Raw genomic sequence first — 20,906 nt, forward strand, 5'->3', positions numbered from 1 at the left:
CCGCGCGACGGGCCGGCCCTCGTCAGCGACTGCGATAGGCCTGAGGTGACACGCCGTATGCTGCCCGGAAGGCCCGGCTGAAGTGAGCCTTGTCCGAAAACCCCCACCTGGCGGCAATGGCATAGATCGGTCTGCCCCGGAGCATGCGGTCGCTCAGGTCCCGGGCACACCGGTCGAGGCGCTTGGTCCGAATCAGATCGGCGACCGTCGTGTCCTCGGACTGGAAGAGTCGATGCAACGTTCGCAGCGAGATGTGGTGGGCGGCGGCGACAGCAGCAGGGCTGAGATCCGGTTCGTGCAGGTTGCGCTCGATGAAAGCCCGGATCCGTATCCGGAGAGCATGGTGTTGGACGTCGTGTGGGAGGGCGTCAGCGACGGTGAGCCGATGGGCGGCCGTCGCGGCGACAAGATCGCGAGCCACAAGGCCCAGCCGCGGTGCATCCCCTTCCTCGTACTGCTCGGGGTGGTTCACCACCTGCTGCACGAACTGCCTCAGGAGCGCACCCATGCCCTGACTCGCGGGGATGGAGGCGCCGAGCAGCTTCGTGATCTCGTTCCGGCGCAGAGGGATCATCGAGTGGGGTACGAGAACGGTCAGCGTCGTCAGCATGTTCTCTCGGGGCGCCCGCGCTTGGTGTGACGACGCGTGGGGCCGAGACGTGTCGACGAAGGCGAAGTGGCCGGGCAGGAGGGCGTTCTCCCGTCGCTCCTGCTCCACGCTCCCGTGCCCTGTGAGCGGCAGGGCCAGCTGGTACATCTCGGGGTCTCCACGGCGGATGAACCGCTCGGTTCGCTGCATCTCCAGCGAGGGATACCGCCAGGACGACAACACGACGTCGCCGAGGCCGACCACCGTGGCCCCTGCTCGGAAGTCCCGCGCGTGCGCGCTGTGGATCCGCGCTGGCACTGATTCTCGAGCGACCAGGTCATGCCAGAAGCCAAACCTGTCGCCCTCGGGCAACGCCGCGGTGTCAACCGCGTCGACGGCGAGCAATGGGCTTCCTTCCATGCCTCCGCGTTGCGGGCCTGGATGAGCTTACCTGGAACTTCTAGCGGTCGAGTGAGCGTGCATCGTCCCGCCAGCCACGGGCGAAGCGACCCGGACGTGATCATGGCCATGTGGACACTGCGCGGGCGTCGACGAGGTTGGGTTCCACCTGCGCGGACAGGTCACCGACCGCGGCCAGCGTCGTCATGCCGGGGGCGCCCGTTTTTGACAGGCTCCCCTTCCGGCGACTTGGATGATCTTGGGGAGGTGTGGGACCAGGAACGCCTGCCCGCTTCGAGGAGGTGTGCATGAGGGTTACGGGAAGGGCCGTCGCGATCATGGTGGCGGCCGGGATGTTGGCGGCCTGCGGCGACGGTGACGACGGCGGGGCGCGGAGCGGAGATCCGGGCGCTTCCTCGTCGAGCGTGGCCGCGTCCCCACAGCCCGTGGTGAAGGCGCCGCAGGGGTTCGACACCGCCAGGGGCTGGCAGGAGACCGTCAGCTGGCTGCCGGCGGACGCGGAGAAGAACCTCACGGTGGGAGCCGCGTCGAAGGCGGGCGTCGTCGCCTTCCTCCAGAAGAAGGGCGCGGGTTACGTCGTCGAGGCTCGCGACGCCGCCACGGGCGCGCCCCGCTGGAGCAGCCAGCAGTGGCAGCCGCCGGCCCTTCCCGAGAACGTGAAGCCCGAGCCGTCGTACCTGCCCCAACTTCTCGTCGCAGACGAGGACGGACGTGAGTACGTCGTCGTCTGGGCGTACACCCCTCGGTTCACGGACGAGGACACGGTCTCCCTCGTCGCCTACCCGGCCGACTCCTCCGGAACGGAGGTCGCGGCCGCCCACACCCGTACCGTCCCGATGGATGCCTACGGCCCGGCGAAGGTCGTCGACGGCGGGAACGGGCTCCTGGTCCGCTGGCAGGAGAAGGGCATCGACCACGCCGCGGCGATCAACCTGTCGACGGACCGCACCCAGACGTACGACGGCAGCGTGCGACTGCCCTACTGCGAGGAGGTGGGTTGCAGCTCTGGTCGGGTGGTGGGGCTCTCCCCGGACGGCCCGGTCGTCACGCTCAGCCCGGCCGGATTCGGCGTCCCCGGCGTCTGGCAGGCCAGCGACGCCGTCCCACCTGGCGCCGATGTGCAGTTTTTCGGCAAGTACAAGATCGGCCGGGCGTTCGCTGTCGTCGGCGGCCACGTCTTCTCCCTCTGGAACGCCGAGAAGAGCCTGAGGAAGCAGGGCGGTATCTCGGTGGCGGCCGTGCACGACCTGAAGTCCGGAAAGCTGAAGGCGTCCGTGGTGTGCGACCCGCAGGGAGACTTGGGCGGATTCTCCTACGATCCCGTTCTGTCGCCGAACGGCCGCTACGCCGTCGGGGGAACCCTCGCCTTCGACCTCGAGCAGGGCAAGGGCCACTGCCTCTGGGAGGTCGGCGATCGGGAGAGCGTCCACCTGACGTACGTCGACGACGACGGCACCGCGTACGGCCACCGGCGAGGGGGAGACGTGGAGATGCCCGTCACCGTAGCGGTCGGCACCGGACAGGTCGAGGAGCTTCCCCAGGACGCCGAGGTCCCGTTCCTGTCGCTGCCGGGAGTCGGAGGGTTCTCGCTGCCCACCGCCGACAACGGGGAGCGGCAGTTCGTCTTCCTCCCGCGTCGCTGACCCGCTGCCGTCCGGACACACCGGCGGGCGCGGCCGCAAGCCGGTCGCGCCCGCCTGCGTCGGGGGCCCGCCCACGGGCATCCGGGCGGTGACTTCCGACTTGCCTCCGCCGCTCCTACAGTGGGTGGTCACCCGTCGCTCGAGCCCTGAAGGTGACATGAGCATCCGTGTGTACCGCAACGCCGCCATCCGCACCGGGGACAGCGGCAACCCGTCGGCCCGGGCCATGGCCGTGGCCGGCGAGCGGCTGTTGGCCGTCGGCACGGAGTCGGAGGTGCGCGCCGCGGCGGGACCGCGCGCGGAACTGGTCGATTTGGCCGGCGCCGCCGTGCTCCCCGGCCTCTACGACGCCCACATCCACACCGCCCAGTACGCCCGCAGCCTGGACGCGGTGGACCTGCGCGACGCGCGCTCCCTGGACGCCGCGCTGGCCATGGTGGCCGCGCACGCGGCGCGGCTGCGACCGGGCGCCTGGCTCTTCGGCGGCCGGTGGAACAGCAACACCTGGGACCCGCCGAGGCAGCCGGACAGGTGGGCCCTGGACTCGGTCTGCCCCGAGCTGCCGGTCGTGCTGCCGAACGTGGACGGCCACACGGTGTGGGCCAACTCGGCGGCCCTGCGTCTGGCCGGCATCGACGCCGACACCCCCGACCCGGTGGGCGGCGAGATCGTCAGGGACGGGCGCGGGGAGCCCACCGGCATCCTGCGCGAGACGGCCTGCCGCCCGCTGGAGGATCTCGTGGTCTCCCGCGACCTGCGCGAGCAGCTCCGCGCCGGGCAGGACGAGCTGCTCGCCCTCGGCCTGACCAGCGTGCACGACATCGACGGCGAGGACTGCCGGGCGGCCTACCTGGAGCTGCGGGAGGCCGGCGAGCTGAAGCTGCGCGTGCACAAGGCCATCCCGTCGGTCCACCTGGAGGCGGCGATCGCCGAGGGCCGCCGCACCGGGCAGGGCGACGACTGGTTCCGCACCGGCCCCGTGAAGATCTTCAGCGACGGCGCGCTGGGCTCGCACAGCTGCCACATGAGCAAGCCCTTCGCCGGCGAGGATCCCAACGTGGGCATCGCCGTCACGCCGTACGAGGACCTGGTCAAGCTCTTCGCCAGGGCGGCGGAGAACGGCATCGCCGTCGCCACGCACGCCATCGGCGACCAGGCCAACCACCTCGTCATCGACGCCTACGAGGCCGTCGGCCGCACGCCCGGGCTGCGGCACCGCATCGAGCACGCCCAGCACCTGCGGGCCGGCGACCTGGCCCGGATGGCCCGGCTGGGCATCGTCGCCTCGATGCAGCCCGTGCACTGCACCAGCGACATCGACCTCGTCGACACCCTGCTGGCCGGGCACGACCTGGCCTCCTACGCCTGGCGCGGGATGCTGGACGCCGGCGTCGGCCTGGCCTTCGGGTCGGACGCCCCGGTCGAGCACCCGAACCCCTTCGCCGCCCTGTACGCCGCGGTGACCCGTGCCCGTCCCGACGGGACGCCCGTGGGCGGCTGGCAGCCCGAGCAGCGGCTCACCATGGCCGAGGCGCTCGCCGCCCACACCCTCGGCGCGGCCCACGCCGCGGGCGAGGAGGACCGCAAGGGCGTCCTCGCGCCCGGCATGCTGGCCGACTTCATCGCGGTGGACACCGACCCGTGGCTGGAGTCGCCGGACGCGGTGCTGCGCACCCGGGTCATGACCACTGTGGTGGGCGGCGAGATCCGCTGGCAGCGCGGGTGAGCGCCGCGTCGACGCGCCGGCCCGGCGCTCAGGGGCGGGCCGGCGTGAGGGTGACGGGCACCGCGACCACGTGCCGGCGGGTCCCGTCCGCCGCCGAGACCTCGTACGCCTCGATCGTGCCGGGCTGCTCCCGCTGCACCCGGTAGGCGACGGCGACCCGGAAGTCGCCCCGGCAGCCCGTGCCGCAGGTGGCCGTGGTGAAGGTGGTCGCCACCGTCCGGCCCGTCGCGTCGAGCACGCGGACCGTGACGGTGGCCTCGAACACGTCCGCGGTGCCGGTGACGGTGACCGGGCTGCCGACCCGTGCGCCGATGGTCGGGCCGGTGACCACGACCGGCGGCAGCAGGTCCGCGTAGTCGGCCCGGCCGACCGGGGGACCGGCGGCGAGGCGGACCCGCCGTACGGTGGGGAACTGGGTGAGCGTGTAGACCACCTGCGCCTCGCGTAGCCGCCGGGTCGGCGCGTCGCCGCCCGCCGGGCCGGGCGCGACCGTCGCCACGCCGTCGGCGATGCGGGTGACCGCGCCGCCGGCGGGCAGCAGGGTGGTCAGCCCGGCGGCGGCCTCCGCCGGGGTGGGCCCGGCGGCCAGTTCGGCCAGCGCCAGCCGGGACGTCGCCACCGTGGCCGGCCGGGTGCGCCGGGTCGGGGCGAGCCGCCCGTCCCGGACGTACCACAGCTCGACGGTGACGGTCTGTGCCCGCGCCGGGGCGGCGGTGGTCGCGGCGGGCGTGGGGGAGCGGACCGGGCCGGCCGTCGGCCGCGCCGCGGTCGAGCCGGGCGGCGGCGCGGACGGGGCGGACGGGGCGGCGACCGGCGGTGGCGCGGTGGGCGCGGGGCCGAGCGAGCCGGACCGGGGCGCGGCACAGCCGGCGGGCAACAGCGCGGCGGCGAGCAGCGCGGCGACCGTGGCGCGCCGACTCACCACGCACCGCCCGTCCGTGACGCCGACTCGGCGGGCGGCGGCGACCGTGGCGCGCCGGCTCACCGCGCACCGCCCGTCGCCGGCTCGGCGGGCAGGTCCAGCCGGAACCGGGTGCCCGCCCCGGGCTCGCTGCGCACGCTCAGCCGCCCGCCGAGGAGGTGCGCGTTCTCCCGGGCGATGGCCAGGCCCAGCCCGCTGCCCCGGCCGGAGCGGGCCGGGTCGACCTTGTGGAAGCGGTCGAACAGGTGCGGCAGGTGCTCCGGCGGGATGCCCGGGCCCTGGTCGCTGACCTCGAAGACGACCCGCGACCCGGCGCCGGAGACCTCGGCCCGGAGCTCGCCGCCGCCGTGCTCGACCGCGTTGGCGACGAGGTTCGCCAGCACCCGCTCAAGCCGGCGCGGGTCGGTGCGCAGCGGCACCGGCGCGCCGGCGACCCGCACCCGGTCGGACCAGCCGCGGGCCGCGACGATCGCCCGCAGCAGGGCGACCGGGTCGACGGCGGCGACGGCGAGCCGTTCCCGCCCGGCGTCCAGCCGGGAGATCTCCATCAGGTCCTCCACCAGGCGGCGCAGCCGGACGACGTCGGCGAGCAGCAGCTCCGCCGCGCGCCGCGCGTCGCCCGGCAGTTGGTCCAGGTGGTCGCGCAGCAGCGACGCCGCGGCCACCAGGGCGGTCACGGGCGTACGCAGCTCGTGCGCCACGTCGGCGGTGAACCGCCGCTCCCGGTCCTGGGCGGCGGAGAGCGCCTCGATCTTCGCCGCCAGCGCCTCGGCCATCTCGTTGAACGAGGCGGCCCAGTCGCTGAACTCGTCGCGGCCGCGTACCGGCAGGCGGGTGTCGAGCAGCCCCTCGGTGAGGGCCCGCGCGGCCCGGCTGGCCCGGCCGACCGGCTCCAGCGTGCGCCGGGCGAGGGTGTGCCCCACCCCGGCGGCGAGCAGCACCACCAGCACCCAGCCGCCCAGCAGGGCCGTGCGCAACTGGTCCAGGTCGGCGGCGATGTCGTCCTCGACGGTGACGACGTACAGCTCGGCCGTCGAGCCGGGGATGCGGCCACCGACCACGAGCAGCCGGGGCCGGTCCTGCGGCGACGACCGCTCGTACCCGAGCTGCCCGGCCGCGACGGTGGCCCGCAGCCGCGCCCCCAGCGGCGGCGCGTACGCCGGGTGGGAGGGGTGCTGCCCGTCGTCGACCAGCACCACGTGCCGGCCGCTGCCCTCGAAGCTGGTCAGCAGCTCGCCGCGACGGTCGTCGGTCAGCGGCAGGAACTGCCCGGCCAGGACGAGCCGGTAACGGGCGTCGGCGGCGGCCTGGTGCAGCGAGGCGTCGAACCGGGCCTGGCGCAGCAGCAGCCAGGACCCGCCGGCCAGCAGCCCGGCGGAGACGCCGGCGACGAGCACGAACGCGATGGTCAGCCGGCGGCGCAGGCGTCCGGGCGGTACGGCACGTCCGGCCATCGCGCACCCTCCCTCAGCCCGGCGACAGCTTGTAGCCGGCCCCGCGCACGGTCCGCACGAGCCGGGGGTGGGCGGGATCGTCCTCGATCTTGGCGCGCAGCCGCTGCACCGCCACGTCGACCAGCCGGGAGTCGCCGAGGTAGCCGTGCTGCCAGACCCGCTCCAGCAGCACCTCCCGGGTGAAGACCTGGCCGGGGCGGCGGGCGAGTTCGCGCAGCAGGCGGAACTCGGTGGCGGTCAGCGCCACCTCCCGACCGTCCTTGCGGACCACGAAGCTGCCGGGGTCGATCTCCAAGCCGGCGACCTCGACGACGGCGGCGACGACGGGGGTGCTCGCCCGGCGCAGCGCCGAGCGGACCCGGGCCACCAGCTCGGGCAGGTCGAACGGCTTGCGCAGGTAGTCGTCGGCGCCGCACTCCAGGCCGACGACGACGTCCACGGTGTCGGTGCGCGCGGTCAGCATCAGGATCGGCACGCCACTGGTGCGCCGGATCTCCCGGCAGACCTCGATGCCGTCCAGGCCGGGCAGCATGACGTCGAGCACGATCAGGTCGGGCGGCCGGGCGCGCCACGCCGCCAGCGCCTCACGCCCGTCGACCGCGGTGTCGACCCGGAAGCCGGCGCGGCGCAGCCCGAGTGCGGTGACCTCCCGGATGGAGGCATCGTCCTCGACGACCAGCACGCGGCCCTCCACGAGCCGAGGGTAGCCCCGCGACGGCCCGCGCCGACCTGGCGGAACGGACGGTGTCGGGGGCCCGGCCGGCGCCGGGCCCCCGGTTCCGCGGCGGTCAATGCTGCCACTGGTGCGCCACGTCGAGCACGATCCGACTGTGCGTGCCCGGGCCGGTCAGCACGAACACCCGGAACGGCAGGCGGGCCCGCACGCCCACCGCGAAGGTGGTGTAGCCCTCGAAGCTGCCGCCGAAGACCACGTCCCGCAGCGTCGGGTAACGCAGCACGTTGGCGGCGTGCTCGCCGACCCGGTAGGGCACGGTGCCGACGTGCGCGTCGTCGTACGCCGGGGCCCGCAGCGAGACCCGCAGCAACTCGTCGCCGGCGGTGTACGGCGACAGCGGCAGGCCCTCGCCCTCGGTCCAGGTCTCGCCGTAGCCGACCGTGTAGCCGGTGACCGGGCCGGCGAACTCGAACACCACCCGGTCGAAGCAGTCGTGCCGCCCGGTGCGCACGTCGACCAGCGGCGCGCTGCTCGGCGTGCCGGCCGACTTCTCCGCGCTGCCCCAGGTGATCCCGCAGTACGGCGACCCGGTCGCCGTGGCCGTCGTGGTCGCCGCCGTGCCGGTGCCGGCACCCGCCACCAGCGCGGCGAGCGCCACGACCAGGGCCGTCAGTCCACTCCTGATCCGCATCGTCCTCTCCCGTTCTTCCGTTTCCCGGTCGGTGCCCGGCCTCGTCGCCGGGGTCGTCGGATCCACGGTGGAACGCCCCCACGGCAGCAGCTTCGCCGCGGCGTAACGCCCGCGTAACAGCCCGCGTCCGCGCGGCGCTGCTGCCCGAGCGGGGCGGTGCCCACCTCGACCACGGAATTGGCCGACCGGTGCGGGTCGCGCCCGGGTACGGTGTCGGCGCACCTCGGGGTGCCGCGCGACGCGGGGCTGGTGGGCGCCCATCGCTCCGGCCGCTTCGTGGTTCACGCGCGGACCACCGCCGCCGCGCCCTGACCTCTCGAAAGGGACCACGCATGACCGGCCGTACGCCCAAGGTCTCCTGCGTCTTCGTCTGCCACGACGGCGCGGGTCGGCTGCTGCTGGCCCGGCGCGCGGCCGGCGCCCGGGACGAGCCGGGGACCTGGGACACCGGCGCCGGGGCGCTGGAGTTCGGGGAGAGCTTCGAGGCGGCGGTCAGCCGCGAGGTCACCGAGGAGTACGCGGCCACACCACGGTCGGTCGCCCTGCTCGGCGTGCGCAACGTGCTGCGCGACGACCCGCCCTCGCACTGGGTGGCGGTGCTCTTCGCGGTCCGGGTGGACCCGGCGGAGGTGGCCATCGGCGAGCCGCACAAGTTCGACCGGATCGGCTGGTTCACCCGCGACGCCCTGCCCGCGCCGCTGCACTCGCAACTGCCGGCCACCCTGGCGATGCTTCCCGACCCGCTGCCCTGACCGACTGCCGGCCGCCGCTCGCCGCCCGCCGGCGCTCAGCGGAGGGCCGGTGAGCGGGCGGGGCGCCGGTATGACGGTTCCGTTATGCCGTGAATTGGCGGCCCTCGTCCTAACATTCACGTACATCGATGACCGGCGGTGGCACGCCGCCGGCCGACCGCAGGGAGTGCGTGTATGTTCCGACGACAACTGCTGCGCACGGCGGGCGCCGTGCTGGCGGCGGTCCTGGCCGCAACCGGAATGCAGATCGCCACCGGCGCCAGCGCGTCCGCCGCCGTCCGGACCGTCTACTACGACGCGAGCCGGGCCGGCGAGTTCCGCACCAACTTCGACCAGGCCGCCGCCATCTGGAACAGCCAGGTCGGCAACGTCCAACTGGTGGCGCGCACGCCGGGCAACGTCACCATCTACGTCGACAGCGGCTGGCCCCGGGCGCAGGTCACCGGGCTCGGCTCCGGCCGGATCTGGATGGGCTGGACCGCCGTCAACCAGGGGTACGACCGCACCCGCATCGCCAGCCACGAACTGGGCCACATCCTCGGCCTGCCGGACCGGCGCACCGGGCTGTGCTCCGACCTGATGTCCGGCAGCAGCGCGCCGGTCTCCTGCCGCAACGCGTACCCGAGTTCCACCGAGGCGTCCCGGGTGGACTCGCTGTTCGCCGGCGGCCTGGCCGCCTCGGCGGTGCCCACCGGCACGTACTCGTGGAACGACGGCGACGACATCGAGCCGTACGTCGTCGGTGGCCGGCCGGCCACCGAGAACTACCCGTGGATGGTGTACGTCTCCGGCTGCACCGGCACGCTCATCAAGGCCAACTGGGCGGTCACCGCCCGGCACTGCTCCACGCCGTCGTCGGTGCGGGTGGGCAGCATCTACCGCAACAGCGGCGGCACGGTGGTCGGGGTCACCCGGGCGGTCAACCACCCCAGCCTGGACGTGAAGCTGCTGCAACTGTCCGGCTCCGTCGGCTACGCCCCGGCGCCGATCCCCAGCACCTCCGGCGCGGTCGGCACCGCCACCCGCATCATCGGCTGGGGTCAGACCTGCCCGACCCGCGGCTGCGGCGGCGCCCCGACCGTGGCGTACGAACTGGACACCTCGATCGTGTCGGACAGCCGCTGCATCGGCATCAACGGCCCGTACGAGATCTGCACCAACAACACCAACGGCAACTCGGGCGCCTGCTACGGCGACTCGGGCGGCCCGCAGGTGCGCCGGATCAACGGGGCGTGGAGCCTGATCGGCGCCACCAGCCGGTCCGGCAACAACGACTCCACCTGCGCCACCGGCCCGTCCATCTACGTCGACCTGCCGTCCATCCGCTCCTGGATCAACACCCAGGTCGGCGGCCTGCCGGTCTGACGATCCCGTCACCCGGGGGGCGCCGCGCGCGGCGCCCCCCGGGTGACGTCGGCCGGACCGCCGCGCCGGGGTGTCACGCGGCGACCACAAGCAGTGCGGTACGGTGCGTGACACATCGACCCCTTCCGAGGTGACCCATGTCCGCCGTGGCCGCACTCGCCCTGACCCTGGCGCTCGCTCCCGCGCCCACGCCCACGCCGTCGGCCTCGGGCGGGCCGGTCGGCGACCTCCTCGGCGGCATCGGGCAGATCGTGGACGACCTGCTCACCGGAGGGGGCGGGGCCACCCCGAGCGCCGCCCCGACGCCGGCCCCGTCCGGTTCGACCGCCCCGGCGTCGCCCGGCCCGTCGGCGGCGCCGGTCGCGCCGCGCCCGTCCACGTCGACGACCGCGTCCACCCGCGCCGCCGACCCGGCCCGGCCGGCCGCTGGCGGCCCGGGCGAGCGCAAGGCGGCGGTGCCCGTGCCGAACGGGCGGACCGGGACCTCGGGTGATGCCTCCACGGTCGCGGCCCCGCCGGTGGACGGCGACGGGGAACCGGCGGAGCGGTGGTTGGTCTACGGCCTGGCGGCGGCCGCCGTGGCGGTGCCGGTGCTGCTCGTCCTGCGCCGGCGTCGGCCCGCCGCCGCGTCCGTCGGCCCGGCCGGCGCGCCCGCGCCCACGCCCGACCCCGTCGACGAACCCCTGGTCGACAACGTGACTCGGTTGCCGACGAACCTGAACGCCATCTACGAGCTGGGCCGGCTCGACGAGCGGCTGAGCCAGGAGCGCGAACGCCGGTCCTGACGGCCGGCTTCCGCCCCATGTGCGTTCGCGGCATCGCCCCGCCGCGTGCGCGCCCGCCCGGCGTCGTCCCGTTCTATGGGCACCCCGGGTAGTCCGGCGATGACCGGCTGACCAGCGTTTCGGTCCTGTTGGAAACGTTTTCGTAACGGACTCTTGACCTCCTCGCCACACGCGGCGCAGACTCCCGGAAACGTTTACAGGAAACAGGTGGAGGTGCCGGCGCGTGGGTCGTAAACGTTTACCGGAGTCGGCCGACAGCCGGCCCACCGTCCACACCGTCGCGGCCCGCGCCGGTGTCTCCATCGCCTCCGCCTCCCGGGTGCTCAACGGCGTCGGCGGCAGCGAGGAGACCATCCGCAAGGTCCGCGCCGCGGCGGCGGAGGTCGGGTACGTGCCCAACGCCATCGCCCGGTCGTTGCAGTCCCAGCGCACCGGACTGGTCGCGCTCGCGGTCGAGGACATCGGCAACCCGGTCTACGTGTCGATGATGCGGGCCATCGAGGCGGTGGTGGCCGCGTCCGGGCGGCAGTTGCTGGTGCACGCCACCGGCGGACAGATCGCCAACGAGACCGCCCTGCTGCGCCGGCTGGCCAACCGCTACGTCGACGGCATGATCCTGTCGCCGATCCGGGTCACCGACGACCACCTCGCCGCGCTCGTGCAGAGCCCGGTGCCGGTGGTGGTGATCGGCCAGCTCGGGGCCGACGCGCCCGTCGACAACGTGCGCACCGATTCCCGGCGGGGCGTCGCGCTGGCCGTGGAGCACCTGGTGGCCAGCGGGCGGCGCCGGATCGGCTTCGTCAACGGTCCGCTGGACACCGTCCCCGGCGCCGCGCGCGACGCCGGTTTCCGCGCCGCCCTCGCCGCACACGCCGTCCCCGTCGACGAACGCCTGGTCGAGGTCGGCGACTTCCAGTACGCGGCCGGCCGCGCGGCGACCGAACGGCTGCTCGCCCGGGCCCGCCCGGACGCCCTGGTCTGCGCCAACGACCTGATCGCGGTCGGCGCGCTGCACGCGCTGCTGGCCGCCGGCCACCGGGTGCCAGAGGACGTGGCGGTGGTGGGCATGGACGACACCGAGCTGGCCCAGATGATGTTCCCCCAGTTGTCCAGCGTCTCGCTCGGCTCGGCCGAGCGCGGTCGCCGGGCGGCCGAACTGCTGCTCCAGCGGATCGCCGACCCCGCCCTGCCGCCCCGCCGGGAGCAGGTGTCGCCCAGCCTCGCCGTCCGCGCCTCCAGCCGGGCCGTCGGGCCCGCCTCCCCTCCGTCCACCGAAAAGGTGCCGTCATGACGACTGTGGCCGAGCGGCCGGACGTCGACCGGGCCGGTGCGGCCCGGCGGCACAGCCGGTCCCGCTCCGACCGGACCATGATCTACCTGCTGCTGCTCCCGTCGCTGCTGCCGATCCTGGCGCTGTCGGTCTTCCCCCTGGTACGCGGCATGTACCTCGGGTTCACCGACGCCCGGGCCGGGCGCAACGTCGAGGTCACCTTCACCGGGTTGGCGAACTACCGCGAGCTGCTTGGCGACGAGCTGTTCTGGAACTCCTTCCAGGTCGGCCTGCTCTGGGCGTTCGGGGTGACCGTCCTGCAGTTCCTGCTGGCCCTCGGGCTCGCGCTGCTGCTGAACCAGCGGTTGCGCTTCCGCGGCGTGGCACGGGTGCTGGCCGTGGTGCCGTGGGCGATGCCGCCGGTGGTGGTCGGCATCCTGTGGAAGCTGGTCTACCACCCGGACGCGGGCCTGCTGAACGAGTTCTTCCACCGCGTCGGCGCCGACGGCCTACGCGCCAACTGGCTCGGCGACTTCGGCACCGCCCTGCCCGCGGTGATCGTCGTCGGGGTGTGGGCGGGCATGCCGCAGACCACCGTCGTGCTCCTCGCCGGCCTCCAGGGTGTGGGCCGCGAGCTGCACGAGGCCGCCGCGGTGGACGGCGCCAGCACCTGGCACCGGTTCCGGCACGTCACCCTGCCCGCGCTGACCCCGGTGATCGTGGCGATCACCTCGCTGGACTTCATCTGGAACTTCAACTCGTTCGGCCTGGTCTACGTGCTGACCGCCGGCGGACCGGGCGGCAAGACCATGCTGCCGATGCTCTTCGCCTACGAGGAGGCGTTCCGCTACGGCAACTACGGCTACGCCGCCGCGCTCGGCAACGTGATGGTCGTGATCATCGTGGCGCTGCTCGCCGTGTATCTCCGTCGCCGGTTGAGGGAGGCGAACTGACATGTTCGGAAAGCCGAGCCGCACCGGGCGGGCGCTGCAGTACCTCGCGCTGGTCGGCTACCTGATCTTCCTCGGGTTCCCGCTGGTCTGGCTGGTCTCGACGGCCTTCAAGCCACCCCGCGAACTGGTCCAGCTGCACCCGACCCTGATCCCCACCAACCCGACGGTGCAGAACTTCGTCCAGGCGTTCACCGAGCAGGAGCTGGGCCGGGCCGCGCTGAACAGCCTCCAGGTCTCGCTCGCCTCGGCGCTGCTCACCGTGCTGGTCGCGCTGCCCGCGTCGTACGCCCTGGCCCGGTTCCGCTCCAAGCTCGGCACCGCGGCCCTGGGCTGGGTGCTGCTGTCCCAGCTCTTCCCGTTCGTGCTGCTGATCATCCCGATCTTCCTGGTGCTGCGGCAGGTCGGGCTGGCCAACACGCACGCCGGGCTGGTCCTCATCTACGTGGTCTGGGCGCTGCCGTTCGCGCTGTGGATGCTGCAGGGCTTCGTCCGCAACATCCCCCGGGAACTGGAGGAGGCCGCCTCCGTCGACGGCGCCAGCCGCGTACAGGTCCTGCGACGGGTGGTCTTCCCGCTGCTCGCCCCCGGCCTGGTCGCCACCGCGCTGTTCTCGTTCATCTCGGCCTGGAACGAGTTCTTCTTCGCCCTCGTGCTGATCAAGACCCCGGAGCTGGCGACCCTGCCGGTGGCGCTCGCCCGGTTCGTGGGCATCGAGGGCACCGCCCGCCTGGGCCCCCTCGCGGCCGGTTCGCTGCTGGCCACCCTGCCCAGCCTGATCTTCTTCGCGTTCATGCAACGCCGGCTCTCGTCCGGGTCGCTCGCCGGCGCGGTCAAGGGCTGACACCGTCCCCCACCCACCACCAAGGAGGTACCCCCCATGCTCCGCACCAGATTCCGTCGACTCGCCGCGGCCGCCGCGGTCGCGGTCGTCGGCCTCGGCGCGCTCACCGCGTGCGGCGACGGCGGCGACGACGAGTCCACGTCCGGCCCGGTGAAGCTGCGCTTCCTCAGCCTGGCCTGGCAGAAGGAGTCGCTGCAGGCCAACAAGGACCTGGTCGCCAAGTGGAACGCCGAGCACCCGGACATCCAGGTCGAGTACGTCCAGGGTGACTGGAACTCCGTCCACGACCAGTTGCTCACCTCGTTCGAGGGCGGCGACGCGGCCGACATCGTGCACTACGAGGCGTCCGCGATCGGTGAGTTCAGCAAGCAGGGCTACCTGGCCGACCTGTCCAAGCTCGTCTCCGACGACCTCAAGGGCCAGATCGACCAGGGCATCTGGGACACCGTCACCTACGACGGCAAGATCACCGGCGTGCCGTTCCTGCTGGAGTCGCAGGTCGTCATCGCCAACAAGAAGCTGCTCGACGCCGCCGGCATCGCGGTGCCGCCGGCCGACGGCGGCTGGACCTGGGACGAGTTCCAGGCCAACGCGCAGAAGCTCACCAAGCCGGGTCAGTACGGCGCGGCGTGGGCCCTGAAGTCGCCCACCAACCGGGTGCTGAACCTGGCGCTCAACTTCGACGGGAAGTTCTTCCACACCGACGGCGGCCGCACCGAGGTCAAGGTGGGCGACGCCGAGAAGGAGGTCCCGAAGCGCATCCACGACATGATCTACACCGCGAAGTCCGCGTCCCCGGAGGCGCTCGGGATGAGCGGCGCGGACACCCTGCCCGGCTTCTTCGGCGGCAAGTACGCCATGCTGCCCGGCTCGGTGTCGCTGCGCCAGCAGATGGTCGAGCAGGCGCCGGCCGGCTTCGAGTGGGTCACCCTGCCGCCGCTGAAGGGGACGTCCGCGACCCACGCGGCGAACCCGCAGACGCTGTCCGTCAGCGAGGACTCCCCGCACAAGAAGCAGGCCGTGCAGTTCCTGGAGTTCTTCCTCAACCCGACCAACATGGCCGCCCTCGCCAAGGGCGACTGGCTGATCCCGACCGGTAAGCAGGCCAACGAGGAGCTGGTCAAGCTCACCGGCGGCAAGCAGGGCTGGGACGTGGCCGCGGACAGCGCCGCCGACCTGACCGTCGCGCCGTTCCAGAAGGCCGACGGCTACCCGGAGTGGAAGACGAAGTACGCCACCCCGGCCCTCCAGCAGTACTTCGCCAACAAGATCACCCTGGACCAGCTCGGCACGCAGCTGGTCGACGGTGGCAAGCAGGTTCTGAGGTAACGATGTCTCTCCTTCTCGACAAGTCGGTCGGATGTCTCGTCGGCGCCGCCGTGGGTGACGCCCTCGGCGGGGCGACCGAGACGGCACTTCCGGAGCAGATCCGCGCCCGCTTCGGCGGCTGGGTGGAGGGCATCGTGCCCCCGTACCACGCCGACTGGGCGACCGCACGGCCACTCGCGCCGTACCACAAGGGCGACGGGCACATCACCGACGACACGTTGATGACCCACGCGCTGGTGCGGGCGTACGCGGCCAAGCGCGACCACCTCGACGCCTATGACGTGGTGGAACTGCTCGTCCCCGACCTGATCGAGCGGGTGGTGTACATCCCGGACCTGGAGCGCGAGGGGGTGACCTTCCACCGGCTCGCCGCCGCCGAGCGGTGGTTGGTCACCCGCCTGCACCACGCGCACGCCGACCCCCGCGAGGGCGGGGTGGGCAACATCGTCAACTGCGGCGCGGCCATGTACATGGCCCCGGTCGGCATCGTCAACGCGGGCGACCCGGCCGGGGCGTACGCCGAGGCGGTGGAGATCGCCGGGGCGCACCAGCACAGCTACGGGCGGGAGGCCGCGGCGGTCTTCGCCGCCGCGGTCGCCGCCGCCGCGACCCCCGGCGCGGGCGTCGAGGACGTGGTCGCCGCCGCGCTGGACCTGGCCCGCGACGGCACCCGGGCGGCCATCGACGCGGTGGTCAAGGAGGCCCGGGGCCACCACGACTGGCGGGCCGCCATCGGCCCGCTGCGCGGCGCGGTCGCCCCCTACGACACGGTGGGGGAGGAGTACCGCAGCCCGGGGCTGGGCGCCCGGCGGCCGAGCCGGCTGCACGCCATCGAGGAACTGCCGGTGGCGATCGGCATGCTGGTGGTGGCCGGCGGCGACTTCCGCGACGCGGTGCTCGGCGCGGTCAACTACGGCCGGGACGCCGACTCGACCGCCACCATGGCGGCGGCGATCGCCGGGGCGCTCGGCGGCGCGGCGGCGGTGCCGGCGGAGTGGTCGGAGGCCGTCGCCACCGCCTCCCGCACCGACCTGGTCGCGCCCGCCCGGGTGCTCGCCGCGGTGGCCACGGAGGTCTTCGACCGCGACCGGGAGCGCTTCGCCCGCCGCGCCGAGCGCTTCGCCGGCCTCGCCGACGGTCCGGCGCGGGGCACCGACGCCGCCGGCCTCCGGCCCGCCGGACCGGAGCAGGCGCCGGGGGAGACGGGCCGGTGAGGATCACCTGGGTGCAGCCCGAGGACCTGCTGCCGCACGAGATCGCGGCCAGCCGGGACGAGGGGCGCGACGTCGGCGCTATCGCCGAGCGGTGGCGCGCGGCCGGCGGGGACCTCACCCCGCCGGTCAGCGGGGCGTCGCCCACGCCCGCGGCACCCGCGCTGCGGGCCCTCGCCACGCGGCTGCTCGACGAGGCCGACGCGCTGCCGGGCGCCGGCAGCCCCGACGAGCCCGAGGAGTTGGCCGCCGTCCGCACCACCTGGCCGGCGGACTGGTCGCTGCCCGCCGGCCCGGCCGCGTACGACCGGGTGCACGGCGCGTGGCTCGGCCGGGCGGCCGGCTGCCTGCTCGGCAAGCCGGTGGAGAAGATCCCCCGCCACGGGATCCGGGAGATCCTCGTCGCCACCGGCCGCTGGCCGCTGCGGGACTGGTTCACCGCCCGGGGGCTGCCCGCCGACGTGGCGGCCCGCTGGCCGTGGAACCGGCGCAGCGCCCCGACCAGCCTGGCCGAGAACATCGACGGGATGCCCGAGGACGACGACCTGAACTTCGCGCTGCTGGCGCTGCGCGTGCTGGAGACGTACGGGCGGGACTTCACCAGCGCCGACGTGGCGCAGGCGTGGCTGGACTGGCTGCCCGGCGGGCGGGTCTTCACCGCCGAACGGGTGGCCTACCGCAACCTGCTGCTGGGGCTGACCCCGCCGTGGACCGCACGGCGGCACAACCCGTTCCGGGAGTGGATCGGCGCCCAGATCCGCACCGACGTGTACGGCTGGGTCAACCCCGGCCGCCCCGACCGGGCCGCCGAGCTGGCCTGGCGCGACGCCACGGTCAGCCACGTCCGGGCCGGGGTGTACGGGGCGATGTGGGTCGCGGCGCTGGCCGCCGCCGCCACGGTGGCGGGCGACGTCGACGAGGTGCTCGACGCCGGCGAGGCGGTGCTGCCGCCGCGCAGCCGGTTCGCCGCCACGGTCCGGGAGGCGCGCGCCCTCGGCTCGCGCGCGGACGACTGGGAGGCGGTCGTGGACGAGCTGTACGCCCGGCACGGCCACCTGCACTGGGTGCACGTGCGCAACAACGCCGCGCTGGTCGCCGCCGCCCTCGCGTACGGGCGGGGCGAGCTGGAGCGGTCGATCTGCGCGGTCGTCAGCGGCGGCTGGGACACCGACTCCACCGGGGCGACCGTCGGCGCGGTGACCGGGGCGCTGACCGGCGCGTCCGGGCTGCCCGATCGCTGGGTCGGCCCGCTGCGCGGCCGGCTCGCCAGCAGCATCGCCGGCTTCGACGGCATCGGCTTCGACGAACTGGCCGCCCGCACCGTCGCCCTCGCCGAGCCGGCCGCCTCCGGGGCACCCGCCGGCGTCGCCACGACCGAGGGCGGGCCGGCGTGAGCGCGCGGGTGGTCGTGGTGGGCAGCGCCAACCTGGACCTGGTGGTCACCGCGCCGCAGCTGCCCCGCCCCGGCGAGACGGTGCTCGGGGAGGACTTCCGGACCGTGCCTGGCGGCAAGGGCGCCAACCAGGCCGTCGCCGCCGCCCGGGCGGGCGCGCGGTGCGCGTTCGTGGGCGCCGTCGGCGCCGACGAGTTCGGGCAGCGGTTGCGGGACAACCTGGTCGCCGCCGGGGTGGACGTACGCGGCCTGCGCAGCGTCCCCGGCCCCTCGGGCGTCGCCCTCATCGCGGTCGACCGGGCGGCGGAGAACTTCATCCTGGTCGCCCCCGGCGCCAACGCCGCGCTGACCGACCTGGACGCCGCCGACGGGGCGGCGATCGACGCGGCCGACGTGCTGCTGCTCCAACTGGAGGTGCCGCTGCCGACCGTGCTGGAGGCCGCCGGCCGGGCCCGCGCCGCGGGCACCACCGTGGTGCTCAACGCCGCGCCGGCGGTGCCGCTGCCGGCGGACCTGCTCGGGCTGGTCGACGTGCTGGTCGTCAACGAGCACGAGGCGGCCGTCGTCGCCGGCACGGCCGCCGACGAGCCGGCCGTCCTGCTCGACGCGCTGCTGGAGCTGGTGCCCCGGGTGGTGCTGACGCTCGGCGCGCGGGGCGCCGCGTACGCCGACCGGCGCGGTTCGCGACTGGAGATCCCGGCGCCGCGCATCGCGGCGGTGGACACCACCGCGGCCGGAGACGCGTTCACCGGCGCCCTCGCCGTCGGCTGGGCCGAACGGGGCGCCGCGCGTGACGCCGACGCCGTCGCCGCCGTCCTGCGCTGGGCCTGCGCCGCCGGCGCGGCGTGCGCGCAACGCCCCGGCGCGTCCACCGCGCTGCCCGACCGGGCCGCCATCGAGGACCTGTACGCCGCGACCTACCGAGGTGCCCCGTGAGCTTCAACCCCTACGTGCCGCGCCCCATCGACCGGCCGACGGAGGTCCCGCCGGGCGGGCACGCCGACCTGACCACGCTGGACGAGGCGAAGATCTTCGCCGCCCCGGCGGACCCGGACGACTGGCCGGCCTGGCGCGAGCAGCTCACCCGTTGGCGCGCCGACGCCCGTGCCCGCCTCGGCTACACCGGCGCGCACTACGACGAGATCCCCGGCGACTGCTTCAGCGTCTGCCTGGCCTGGCTGTGGGACGAGACGCTCTACGACCACGAGCGGGGCGTCTTCACCGTCGACGCGTTCCTCGACGCCGCCGACCGGGACTTCGGGGGCTTCGACGGGGTCGTCCTGTGGCACGCGTACCCGGTGATCGGGCTGGACGAGCGCAACCAGTTCGACTTCTACCGTGACGTCCCCGAGCTGCCCGAGGTGGTGCGCGCCTTCCAGCGGCGCGGGGTGCGCGTGTTCGTCGACTACAACCCTTGGGACACCGGCACCCGGCGCGAGGCGGGCACCGACGCGCAGGAGGTCGCCGCGCTGGCCGGCAAGCTCGGCGTCGACGGAGTCTTCCTCGACACCCTCAAGGAGGGCGCCGACGAGCTGCGCCGGGAGCTGGACGCGGTCCGCCCCGGCATCGTCCTCGAAGGCGAGAGCCGGGTGCCGCTGGCCCGCATCGCCGACCACGCGATGTCGTGGGCGCAGTGGTTCGCCGACTCCGAGGTCCCCGGCGTCCTGCGGGCCAAGTGGTTCGAGCGCCGGCACATCCTGCACCACACCCGCCGCTGGCACCGCAGCCACCTCGACGAGCTGCACTCCGCCTGGCTCAACGGCTGCGGCGTGCTGGTCTGGGAGAGCGTCTTCGGCGTCTGGGTGGGCTGGAACGACCGGGACCGGACCGTGTTGCGGGCGATGCGCCGGGTGCAGGCCAGCCACGCGGCGTGGTTGCGCGCCGAGGACTGGGTCCCGCTCGCCGACCACCCCGGCTCCGGTCAGGTGTACGCGTCCCGCTGGACCCACGACGGCGAGCCGCTGTGGACGGTGGTGAACCGGGGCGACGACCACGACGGGCCGTGGCTGCGTACCGCGCCGCGTCCCGGTCGGCGCTTCGTGGACCTGGTCACCGGCGCGGAGCTGACCGTCACCGCCGAGCCGGACGGCACGGTCGCCGTCGGTGGTCCGCTGCCGGCCGGGGCGGTCGCCGCGGTCGTCGCCACCGTCGACGCGGCGGTGCCGGCGCACCCGGCGGCGGTCGGCGACCCGTCCTTCCCGGCCCGGGCGGCGCAGCGGTCGCGTGTCCCGTGGGCGCCCCGGCGCGACGTGCCCGACGGCATGGTGGCGGTCGACGGCGGCAGGCGGGAACTGCTCGTGCGCCACCGGGTCCGGGAGACGGGCCTCTACGGCGAGACCCCGTACGTCGACGAGTGGAAGCCGCTGCCGCCCCGGCTGCACCACACCGGCACGTTGCGCCGTGCCGTCCGGCTCGGCCGGTTCGCGATCGACACCCACGAGGTCACCCACGGCCGGTACGCCGAGTTCCTGCGCGCCACCGGCTACCGTCCGGCGCGCCCCGAGCGGTTCACCGCCGGGCAGGGCCCGGCCGACGCCCCGGTCACCGGCGTCGAACTCGCCGACGCCCGGGCGTACGCGGCCTGGGCCGGGCTGCGGCTGCCCACCGAGGACGAGTGGCAGGTGGCCGCCGAGGCGGGGTTGCTGCACCGCCGGGAACCGCTGGTGTGGAACCTGACCGAGAGCGAGCACTCCGACGGGCGTACCCGTTTCGTGATCCTCAAGGGCGGCGCCGCGTACCGGGCGGAGGGCTCGGACTGGTATCTCGACGGCGGCCCGCAGCCGCCGGACGTGTCGGTGAAGCTGCTGCTGCTCGGCGCCGGCCTGACCCGCTCCGACCAGGTCGGCTTCCGTTGTGCCGCCGACCTTTCCGCTGAGGAGTGACCTG

Annotated in this window: 18 protein-coding genes and 1 pseudogene; 14 read left to right on the forward strand and 5 right to left on the reverse strand. The window is 74.3% G+C overall.

Annotated features, from left to right (window positions below):
* Positions 1-22: 22 nt before the first annotated feature.
* Entirely contained in the window at positions 23-994 is a 972-nt protein-coding gene (locus ACFY23_RS10710; protein WP_350685667.1) for a helix-turn-helix domain-containing protein, read from the reverse strand.
* A gap of 302 nt (positions 995-1,296) precedes the next feature.
* Between ACFY23_RS10710 and ACFY23_RS10715 the strand changes: the two genes are divergently transcribed.
* A complete protein-coding gene (locus ACFY23_RS10715; RefSeq protein ID WP_350685665.1) occupies positions 1,297-2,652 on the forward strand; it encodes a hypothetical protein in 1,356 nt (451 codons plus the stop codon).
* A gap of 157 nt (positions 2,653-2,809) precedes the next feature.
* Positions 2,810-4,378, forward strand: coding sequence for an amidohydrolase (locus tag ACFY23_RS10720; RefSeq protein ID WP_350685663.1), 1,569 nt, complete (start codon positions 2,810-2,812; stop codon positions 4,376-4,378).
* 28 nt (positions 4,379-4,406) lie between these two features.
* Here ACFY23_RS10720 and ACFY23_RS10725 read toward each other — a convergent pair whose 3' ends face one another.
* The 4 genes from ACFY23_RS10725 to ACFY23_RS10740 form a co-directional block, all read right to left on the reverse strand.
* Positions 4,407-5,363 (reverse strand): Gmad2 immunoglobulin-like domain-containing protein, encoded by a 957-nt coding sequence (locus tag ACFY23_RS10725; protein ID WP_350819689.1) that lies wholly within the window; start codon positions 5,361-5,363, stop codon positions 4,407-4,409.
* A complete protein-coding gene (locus ACFY23_RS10730) occupies positions 5,360-6,754 on the reverse strand; it encodes a HAMP domain-containing sensor histidine kinase (protein WP_350685848.1) in 1,395 nt (464 codons plus the stop codon). The genes ACFY23_RS10725 and ACFY23_RS10730 overlap by 4 nt, the downstream gene beginning before the upstream one ends.
* Positions 6,755-6,767: 13 nt before the next feature.
* The gene (locus tag ACFY23_RS10735) at positions 6,768-7,448 is read right to left on the reverse strand and encodes a response regulator transcription factor (protein WP_350685850.1); all 681 of its coding nucleotides are present in this window, start codon (positions 7,446-7,448) and stop codon (positions 6,768-6,770) included.
* 94 nt (positions 7,449-7,542) lie between these two features.
* Positions 7,543-8,121 (reverse strand): hypothetical protein, encoded by a 579-nt coding sequence (locus ACFY23_RS10740; protein ID WP_350685851.1) that lies wholly within the window; start codon positions 8,119-8,121, stop codon positions 7,543-7,545.
* Positions 8,122-8,453: 332 nt separating this feature from the next.
* On the opposite strand from ACFY23_RS10740, the gene ACFY23_RS10745 reads away from it, so the two are divergent.
* The 12 genes and pseudogenes from ACFY23_RS10745 (at position 8,454) to ACFY23_RS10800 (ending at position 20,902) form a co-directional block, all read left to right on the forward strand.
* Positions 8,454-8,873, forward strand: a complete 420-nt coding sequence (locus ACFY23_RS10745; RefSeq protein WP_350685852.1) for an NUDIX domain-containing protein — start codon at positions 8,454-8,456, stop codon at positions 8,871-8,873.
* Between the two features lie 240 nt (positions 8,874-9,113).
* Positions 9,114-9,479: pseudogene (locus ACFY23_RS10750) on the forward strand (snapalysin family zinc-dependent metalloprotease); the annotation flags it as partial.
* Positions 9,453-10,238 (forward strand): trypsin-like serine protease, encoded by a 786-nt coding sequence (locus ACFY23_RS10755; protein ID WP_387038907.1) that lies wholly within the window; start codon positions 9,453-9,455, stop codon positions 10,236-10,238. The pseudogene ACFY23_RS10750 and the gene ACFY23_RS10755, both read left to right, overlap by 27 nt.
* Positions 10,239-10,375: 137 nt before the next feature.
* Entirely contained in the window at positions 10,376-11,023 is a 648-nt protein-coding gene (locus ACFY23_RS10760; RefSeq protein ID WP_350685855.1) for a hypothetical protein, read from the forward strand.
* Between the two features lie 223 nt (positions 11,024-11,246).
* Entirely contained in the window at positions 11,247-12,314 is a 1,068-nt protein-coding gene (locus ACFY23_RS10765; RefSeq protein WP_350685856.1) for a LacI family DNA-binding transcriptional regulator, read from the forward strand.
* Positions 12,311-13,246, forward strand: coding sequence for a sugar ABC transporter permease (locus tag ACFY23_RS10770; RefSeq protein WP_350685857.1), 936 nt, complete (start codon positions 12,311-12,313; stop codon positions 13,244-13,246). The genes ACFY23_RS10765 and ACFY23_RS10770 overlap by 4 nt, the downstream gene beginning before the upstream one ends.
* Position 13,247: 1 nt before the next feature.
* On the forward strand, positions 13,248-14,087 hold the full coding sequence (locus ACFY23_RS10775; protein WP_350685859.1) for a carbohydrate ABC transporter permease: 840 nt from the start codon (positions 13,248-13,250) through the stop codon (positions 14,085-14,087).
* Between the two features lie 36 nt (positions 14,088-14,123).
* On the forward strand, positions 14,124-15,416 hold the full coding sequence (locus tag ACFY23_RS10780; protein WP_350685861.1) for a sugar ABC transporter substrate-binding protein: 1,293 nt from the start codon (positions 14,124-14,126) through the stop codon (positions 15,414-15,416).
* A 2-nt stretch (positions 15,417-15,418) separates the two neighbouring features.
* Positions 15,419-16,630, forward strand: coding sequence for an ADP-ribosylglycohydrolase family protein (locus ACFY23_RS10785; RefSeq protein WP_350819687.1), 1,212 nt, complete (start codon positions 15,419-15,421; stop codon positions 16,628-16,630).
* Positions 16,627-18,021 carry an ADP-ribosylglycohydrolase family protein gene (locus tag ACFY23_RS10790; RefSeq protein WP_350687170.1) on the forward strand — a complete coding sequence of 465 codons (1,395 nt, stop codon included), beginning with the start codon at positions 16,627-16,629 and terminating at the stop codon, positions 18,019-18,021. Before ACFY23_RS10785 ends, ACFY23_RS10790 begins: the two co-directional genes overlap by 4 nt.
* Positions 18,018-18,956 carry a ribokinase gene (locus ACFY23_RS10795; protein ID WP_350687169.1) on the forward strand — a complete coding sequence of 313 codons (939 nt, stop codon included), beginning with the start codon at positions 18,018-18,020 and terminating at the stop codon, positions 18,954-18,956. Before ACFY23_RS10790 ends, ACFY23_RS10795 begins: the two co-directional genes overlap by 4 nt.
* The gene (locus tag ACFY23_RS10800; protein ID WP_350819686.1) at positions 18,953-20,902 is read left to right on the forward strand and encodes an SUMF1/EgtB/PvdO family nonheme iron enzyme; all 1,950 of its coding nucleotides are present in this window, start codon (positions 18,953-18,955) and stop codon (positions 20,900-20,902) included. Before ACFY23_RS10795 ends, ACFY23_RS10800 begins: the two co-directional genes overlap by 4 nt.
* Positions 20,903-20,906 lie beyond the last annotated feature (4 nt).

Source organism: Micromonospora sp. NPDC000121, assembly GCF_042899165.1.
In the GTDB taxonomy this organism is placed as follows: domain Bacteria; phylum Actinomycetota; class Actinomycetes; order Mycobacteriales; family Micromonosporaceae; genus Micromonospora.

Bases quoted from the DNA above. Each gene is read 5' to 3' on its own strand.
- ACFY23_RS10780 (WP_350685861.1), top strand. From the start codon at position 14,124: ATGCTCCGCACCAGATTCCGTCGACTCGCCGCGGCCGCCGCGGTCGCG.
- ACFY23_RS10720 (WP_350685663.1), top strand. From the start codon at position 2,810: ATGAGCATCCGTGTGTACCGCAACGCCGCCATCCGCACCGGGGACAGC.
- ACFY23_RS10715 (WP_350685665.1), top strand. From the start codon at position 1,297: ATGAGGGTTACGGGAAGGGCCGTCGCGATCATGGTGGCGGCCGGGATG.
- ACFY23_RS10760 (WP_350685855.1), top strand. From the start codon at position 10,376: ATGTCCGCCGTGGCCGCACTCGCCCTGACCCTGGCGCTCGCTCCCGCG.
- ACFY23_RS10730 (WP_350685848.1), bottom strand. From the start codon at position 6,754: ATGGCCGGACGTGCCGTACCGCCCGGACGCCTGCGCCGCCGGCTGACC.
- ACFY23_RS10775 (WP_350685859.1), top strand. From the start codon at position 13,248: ATGTTCGGAAAGCCGAGCCGCACCGGGCGGGCGCTGCAGTACCTCGCG.
- ACFY23_RS10745 (WP_350685852.1), top strand. From the start codon at position 8,454: ATGACCGGCCGTACGCCCAAGGTCTCCTGCGTCTTCGTCTGCCACGAC.
- ACFY23_RS10740 (WP_350685851.1), bottom strand. From the start codon at position 8,121: ATGCGGATCAGGAGTGGACTGACGGCCCTGGTCGTGGCGCTCGCCGCG.
- ACFY23_RS10785 (WP_350819687.1), top strand. From the start codon at position 15,419: ATGTCTCTCCTTCTCGACAAGTCGGTCGGATGTCTCGTCGGCGCCGCC.
- ACFY23_RS10770 (WP_350685857.1), top strand. From the start codon at position 12,311: ATGACGACTGTGGCCGAGCGGCCGGACGTCGACCGGGCCGGTGCGGCC.
- ACFY23_RS10755 (WP_387038907.1), top strand. From the start codon at position 9,453: ATGTCCGGCAGCAGCGCGCCGGTCTCCTGCCGCAACGCGTACCCGAGT.